General features: G+C 59.5%; 4 protein-coding genes. 3 read left to right on the forward strand and 1 reads right to left on the reverse strand.

Annotated features, from left to right (window positions below; translation table 11 throughout):
- The first annotated feature begins 7 nt into the window (after positions 1-7).
- The 3 genes from ACW9JC_RS15695 to ACW9JC_RS15705 all read left to right on the forward strand — a co-directional run bounded on the left by ACW9JC_RS15695 (position 8) and on the right by ACW9JC_RS15705 (position 4,906).
- Positions 8-2,710, forward strand: coding sequence for a [protein-PII] uridylyltransferase (locus ACW9JC_RS15695; RefSeq protein WP_416128092.1), 2,703 nt, complete (start codon positions 8-10; stop codon positions 2,708-2,710).
- Between the two features lie 88 nt (positions 2,711-2,798).
- Positions 2,799-4,001 carry a succinyldiaminopimelate transaminase gene (dapC, locus tag ACW9JC_RS15700; protein WP_457455898.1) on the forward strand — a complete coding sequence of 401 codons (1,203 nt, stop codon included), beginning with the start codon at positions 2,799-2,801 and terminating at the stop codon, positions 3,999-4,001.
- 149 nt (positions 4,002-4,150) lie between these two features.
- The gene (locus ACW9JC_RS15705) at positions 4,151-4,906 is read left to right on the forward strand and encodes a M12 family metallopeptidase (protein WP_457455899.1); all 756 of its coding nucleotides are present in this window, start codon (positions 4,151-4,153) and stop codon (positions 4,904-4,906) included.
- A 19-nt stretch (positions 4,907-4,925) separates the two neighbouring features.
- Here the strand turns inward: ACW9JC_RS15705 and ACW9JC_RS15710 are convergent, their stop codons facing one another.
- Entirely contained in the window at positions 4,926-6,557 is a 1,632-nt protein-coding gene (locus tag ACW9JC_RS15710; protein WP_457455901.1) for a Na+/H+ antiporter, read from the reverse strand.
- Positions 6,558-6,717 lie beyond the last annotated feature (160 nt).

Here is a 6,717-nt window from a genome sequence, read left to right on the forward strand (position 1 = left end):
CCAATCGATGCCGCAGGTGGATCCCGAACTCTTCGACCGCGGCCAGTTCCAGGCTGAACTGGCCCTGAAGGCAAGCCCTATCGCGGCCTTCAAGAAGGCGATCCGCCAGGCCCGCGAGGTGCTCGATGCACGCTTTCGCAGCGGCCGCGACATCCGTCGGCTGATCGAGGATCGCGCCTGGTTCGTCGATAACATCCTGCAAAAGGCCTGGGAGCAGTTCAACTGGAGTGAAGACGCCGACATCGCGCTGGTCGCGGTCGGCGGCTATGGTCGCGGCGAACTGCACCCTTACTCCGACATTGACCTGCTGATCCTGCTGGACAGCGCCGATCATGAAGTTTTCCGCGATTCCATCGAGCGTTTTCTGACGCTGCTGTGGGACATCGGCCTGGAAGTCGGTCAGAGCGTTCGCTCGGTCGACGAATGCGCCGTGGAGGCCCGCGCCGACCTGACGGTAGTAACCAACCTGATGGAAAGCCGGACCATTACCGGCCCCGAACATCTGCGCCAGCGCATGCTGGATGTCACCAGCACCGCGCACATGTGGCCGAGCAAGGACTTCTTCCTGGCCAAACGGGCCGAGCAAAAAGCCCGTCACCACAAGTACAACGACACCGAATACAACCTGGAACCCAACGTCAAAGGCTCGCCTGGCGGCCTGCGGGATATCCAGACGATCCTCTGGGTGGCCCGTCGCGAATACGGCACCCTGAACCTGCGGGCACTGGCGGGCGAAGGCTTCCTGGTCGAGAGCGAAAACGCCCTGCTGGCCTCTTCCCAGGAGTTCCTGTGGAAGGTCCGCTATGCGCTGCACATGCTTGCCGGTCGCTCCGAAGACCGTCTGCTGTTCGACCACCAGCGCGCCATTGCCAAACTGCTTGGGTTCGAAGGCGACGACGCCAAACAGGCCGTCGAAAACTTCATGCAGCAGTATTACCGGGTGGTGATGAGCATTGCCCAGCTGAGCGATTTGATCATCCAGCACTTCGAGGAAGTCATCCTCGCGCCGGAAGACGAGGCGCCGCCGCAGCCGATCAACTCGCGATTCCAGCTGCACGACGGCTACATCGAGGCGCGTAACGATAACGTGTTCCGCCGCACGCCGTTCGCCATGCTGGAAATCTTCGTGCTGATGGCCCAGCAGCCGGAAATCAAAGGCGTGCGTGCCGACACCATTCGCCTGCTGCGCGAAAATCGCCACCTGATCGACGACGATTTCCGCAACGACATCCGCAACACCAGCCTGTTCATCGAGCTGTTCAAGTGCAAGATCGGCATCCACCGCAACCTGCGGCGGATGAACCGCTACGGCATTCTCGGGCGTTATCTGCCGGAGTTCGGCTTTATCGTCGGGCAGATGCAGCATGACCTGTTCCACATTTACACGGTCGACGCCCACACGCTAAACCTGATCAAACACCTGCGTAAGTTGCAGTACACCCAGGTGTCGGAAAAATTCCCGCTGGCCAGCAAGCTCATGGGCAAGTTGCCCAAGCCTGAGCTGATCTACCTGGCTGGCCTGTACCACGACATCGGCAAGGGCCGGCATGGCGACCACTCGGAAATCGGTGCAGTGGACGCCGAGGCGTTCTGCCAGCGCCATCAGCTGCCCGTGTGGGACAGCCGCCTGATCGTCTGGCTGGTGCAGAATCACCTGGTGATGTCGACCACCGCCCAGCGCAAGGACTTGTCCGACCCGCAGGTGATCCACGACTTCGCGCAGATCGTCGGTGACGAAACCCACCTCGATTACCTGTATGTGCTGACCGTCGCCGACATCAACGCCACCAACCCGACGCTATGGAATTCCTGGCGTGCCAGCCTGTTGCGTCAGCTCTATACCGAGACCAAACGCGCACTGCGTCGCGGCCTGGAAAACCCGGTGGACCGCGAAGAGCAGATCCGCCAGACCCAAAGCGCAGCCCTGGACATCCTGGTGCGCGGCGGCAACGATCCGGACGATGTCGAGCAGTTGTGGGCACAGTTGGGCGATGACTATTTCCTGCGTCACACCGCCGGCGACGTTGCCTGGCACACTGACGCGATTCTCCAGCAGCCGTCCGACGGCGGGCCGCTGGTGCTGATCAAGGAAACCACACAACGGGAATTCGAGGGCGGCACGCAGATCTTCATCTACGCACCGGACCAGCACGATTTCTTCGCCGTGACCGTGGCCGCGATGGACCAGTTGAACCTGAACATTCATGACGCCCGGGTCATCACGTCCAGCAGCCAGTTCACCCTCGACACCTACATCGTGCTCGACACCGATGGCGACTCGATCGGCGATAACCCGGCCCGGGTCAAACAGATCCGCGACGGCCTGACCGAAGCCCTGCGCAACCCGGACGACTATCCGACGATCATCCAGCGCCGGGTGCCGCGCCAGCTCAAACATTTTGCCTTTGCACCGCAGGTGACGATCCACAACGATGCCCAGCGTCCGGTGACCGTACTGGAACTGACCGCACCCGACCGCCCCGGCCTGCTGGCCCGCATCGGCACGATTTTCCTGGAGTTCGACCTGTCGCTGCAGAACGCCAAGATCGCCACCCTCGGCGAGCGCGTGGAAGACGTGTTCTTCATCACCGACGCGAACAATCAGCCGCTGTCCGACCCGCTGCTGTGCAGCCGGTTACAAGATGCAATCGTCGAGCAGTTGAGCGTCAATCAGGAACCCGATATCAAACTGTCGCGCATCAGTATCTGAATTAACAATTTCCCCCTGTGGGAGCGGGCTTGCTCGCGAAAGCGCTGTGTCAGTCAACACACAGCTCCCACATTGAACGAGGCCCCCGATGAACAACGCTCTGTCCCAGCTCCAGCCCTACCCGTTCGAGAAACTTCGCGCCCTGCTCGGCAGCGTCACGCCCAACCCCGACAAGCGTCCTATCGCCCTGTCCATCGGCGAGCCGAAACACCGTTCGCCAAGCTTTGTCGCCGAGGCCCTGGCCAGCAATCTGGAAAAGATGGCCGTGTACCCGACCACTCTCGGCATCCCGGAGTTGCGTGAAGCCATTGCCGCCTGGTGCGAGCGTCGTTTCAGCGTGCCGAACGGCTGGATCGACCCGGCGCGCAACGTATTGCCGGTCAACGGCACCCGCGAAGCGCTGTTCGCCTTTACCCAGACCGTGGTCAACCGTCGCGACGACGCCCTGGTTGTCAGCCCGAACCCGTTCTACCAGATCTACGAAGGCGCGGCGTTCCTCGCCGGCGCCAAGCCGCATTACCTGCCATGCCTGGATGAAAACGGCTTCAACCCGGATTTCGATGCTGTTTCTCCGGACATCTGGAAACGCTGCCAGATCCTGTTCCTGTGCTCGCCGGGCAACCCGACCGGCGCGTTGATTCCGGTCGACACCCTGAAAAAACTGATCGCCCTGGCCGACGAATACGATTTCGTGATTGCCGCGGACGAGTGCTACAGCGAACTGTACTTCGACGAACAAACCCCGCCGCCGGGCCTGCTCAGCGCCTGCGTGGAACTCGGTCGCAAGGACTTCAAGCGCTGCGTGGTGTTCCACAGCCTGTCCAAGCGCTCCAATCTGCCGGGTTTGCGTTCAGGATTCGTGGCCGGTGATGCCGACATTCTCAAAGGCTTCCTGCTCTATCGCACCTACCACGGCTGCGCGATGCCGGTTCAGACTCAACTGGCCAGCGTTGCTGCCTGGAACGACGAAGTGCACGTACGCGCCAACCGTGCGTTGTATCGCGAAAAGTATGACGCGGTGCTGGAAATTCTCGGCCCGGTGATGGATGTGCAACGTCCGGATGGTGGTTTTTACTTGTGGCCAAATGTTGAAGGTGATGACGAAGCGTTCTGCCGCGACTTGTTCGTCCAGGAGCATGTAACGGTCGTGCCGGGCTCTTATCTGTCCCGAGAAGTCGACGACCTGAACCCGGGGGCCGGGCGAGTGCGCATGGCACTTGTGGCTCCATTGGCTGAATGCGTGGAAGCCGCAGAGCGGATTCGCAACTTCATTACAACTCGCAGCAAGTAACAGTTATTGCTTCTGCACCGTGCAACGCGGTGCAGCGCACTTTAAATAAAACACTCGCCGCAACAACTGGAACAATCCCCCAACTGTACAACTTCGGAGACTTTAAATACTTTAAGAGTCCACTTATTGTTTTGGACACTTGTACAAACATGAACGCACTTACGTACTGCAAGAGCATCCCACCCCCCAATACTCTCGACTCATATAACGCTGCAATCGGCGAGCGCCCGGGCAATGCCACTGACAGCAATGGGCGCAGAAAAAAACGCGGTGTCGGCGAACACACTAAATTCTGGAGTCCTGGAAAAACCCTTAAAATCCTCGTTTACAAATACAATGAACATTCATTTGAGGCGGTAAAGAAAGGCGCTACGAAGTGGTTGCCACATATCAATCTGAAGTTTGACTTTTTAGAACTTGACGAAGAGGACATTTACAACTCAGAAGCGTTTCTTGGCGACATCCGAGTTGACTTCCAGCCACGATTCAACGATGGGGGAAGCTCGCGTTTCGGCACAGATGCACTGACAGGCAGCCCTCATGACGCATCAATGTCCCTTGGAACCAACTTCTCTTCACCTCATTACCAGCGCACGGTCATCCATGAATTCGGACATGCGCTAGGTCTGCACCACGAGCACCAACATCCCGATGCCAAGATCCCTTGGGATCGAGAAAAAACATATAGCTACTATGCAAGAGCATTCGGTTTCTCCAGGCAGGAAGTTGACGACAATGTGTTCCCCTTTGAGCGTGTTCCGGGTAAAACCTATACCCCCTACGACCGACAGTCAGTCATGCACTACAAGGTGCTAAATGAACTCACCATCGGCGACTGGCACCAGGCCGCAAGCATGCACATCAGCGAAGGTGATATCGCGCTCGTGAAAAAGGCGTATCCATAAGATCACCGCTTGCGCTCGCTTATTTGACGAGACCCAACTTGGCCTCACTCAAATCCAGCTCTCCCAACACCTCACGCAAAACGTCATCACCAATCTGGTGATGACGACTGAGGCTGTACAACTCCAGGCGTTGCGCCCGCAGCGCCTTCAATCGCAAACGCCGTTCCAGCAAGTCCATCTGAAAGGCCAGTGCCTGGGCTTCCGCCGAATCATTGAACACCTCCAACTGATGGCGATACTCGGACATGAGCCGCGCCTTGAGCTCGGCGGCGAGCGCGGATTGGGCGGCGTCCTGCGGGTTGACCTCTTCTGTTTCGAGCGCATGAATGGCCGCTTCGGCGGTTTTGCGCCACGCCTCGCGCACCTCGTTGCGTCGTTTGTCGTCCGGGCTGGTCTCGATGCCCTGCAGCAGCATCGGTAACGCGATGCAGGCAGCGATCAGCGACAACAGGATCACCCCGGCGGCGATGAAGATCAGCAGATCACGTTCGGGGAATACTTCCCCGCCCATCAGCATCGGCACCGACATCACACCCGCCAGCGTCACCGCGCCGCGCACACCGCCGACGGTCAGCAACCCGCAGGAGCGTGCGCTCGGCACTCGAGTGATCTCATCCTTTCCGCGCCAGCGCCTTATCAGAATGGACAGTCGCCAAATGCTCTGCACCCAGACGAACCGCAACACCAGCAGCACCAGGAAAATGGCCACGACATCAAGGCAACGGTAGAGCAACGTCGGCCACAATGAAGTTTCGTGGCTGGCCACCGCCTTGACGATGTCCGGCAGCTGCAAACCGAGCAGTAGAAAAATCAAGCCGTTAAAAGCGAACTCCAGCAGCGACCAGACACTGCGATTGAGCAGGCGAGTATTGGTCTGGCGCGGCAGCAGATCGAGCCAGCTCTGCATCATCCCCGCCGCCACCGCCGAGAGAATGCCCGACACGCCGACCCGTTCGGCCAGTACGTAAGCGGCAAACGGAAGCAACAACATGAACACGACATGAGTGGCCGGATCATCCCAACCGCGGGCGATCATCCAGGCCCGCAGGCGCCCGACCAGCCAGCTCAACGCAACGCCGACAGCCAATCCGCCCACAGCGACCAGCACGAACGTCAGACTGGCATTGGCCAGCGAGAACACACCGGTCACCGCTGCTACCAAGGCAAACTTGAATGTCACCAGGCCCGAGGCATCATTCATCAACGCCTCGCCCTGCAAAATGTGCATCAAAGGGGTCGGCAGGCGATTACGGGCAATCGCCGAGACCGCCACCGCATCTGTCGGCGACAGCACGGCGGCCAGGGCAAACGCCACCGGCAACGGCACAGCGGGCAACAACCAGTGGATGAAATAGCCGGCGCCGACCACAGTGAACAACACCAACCCTACCGCCAACGTCAGGATCGGCCCGCGCAGATGCCAGAACTCGCGCTTGGGCATGCGCCAGCCGTCGGAGAACAACAACGGTGGCAGGAACAGAAACAGAAACAGTTCGGGATCGAGGGCAACATGCAATCCGAGCGTCGGCCAGGCGAGCAAGGCACCGGCGGCAATCTGCACCAGTGGCAACGGCAACGGAACCACCCGTCCGATCAGGCGCGAGACGCCGACCAGCATCAACAGGATCAGGACGGTGTAGGCGGTTTGCATAAAGCGTGGTTCCCGGACAATCGACAGCATTGAAGTGCCATATTAGCCGCTTAGACTTCAGGTGGCCCTTGCACCTATGTCGCACCCGGCAACACCACCCCTTGTAGGAGCCGAGCTTGCTCGCGATGGCGGCATACCAGCCAACATCACCGTAGACTGA

The sequence above is a fragment of the Pseudomonas sp. SDO5591_S426 genome (assembly GCF_054070755.1).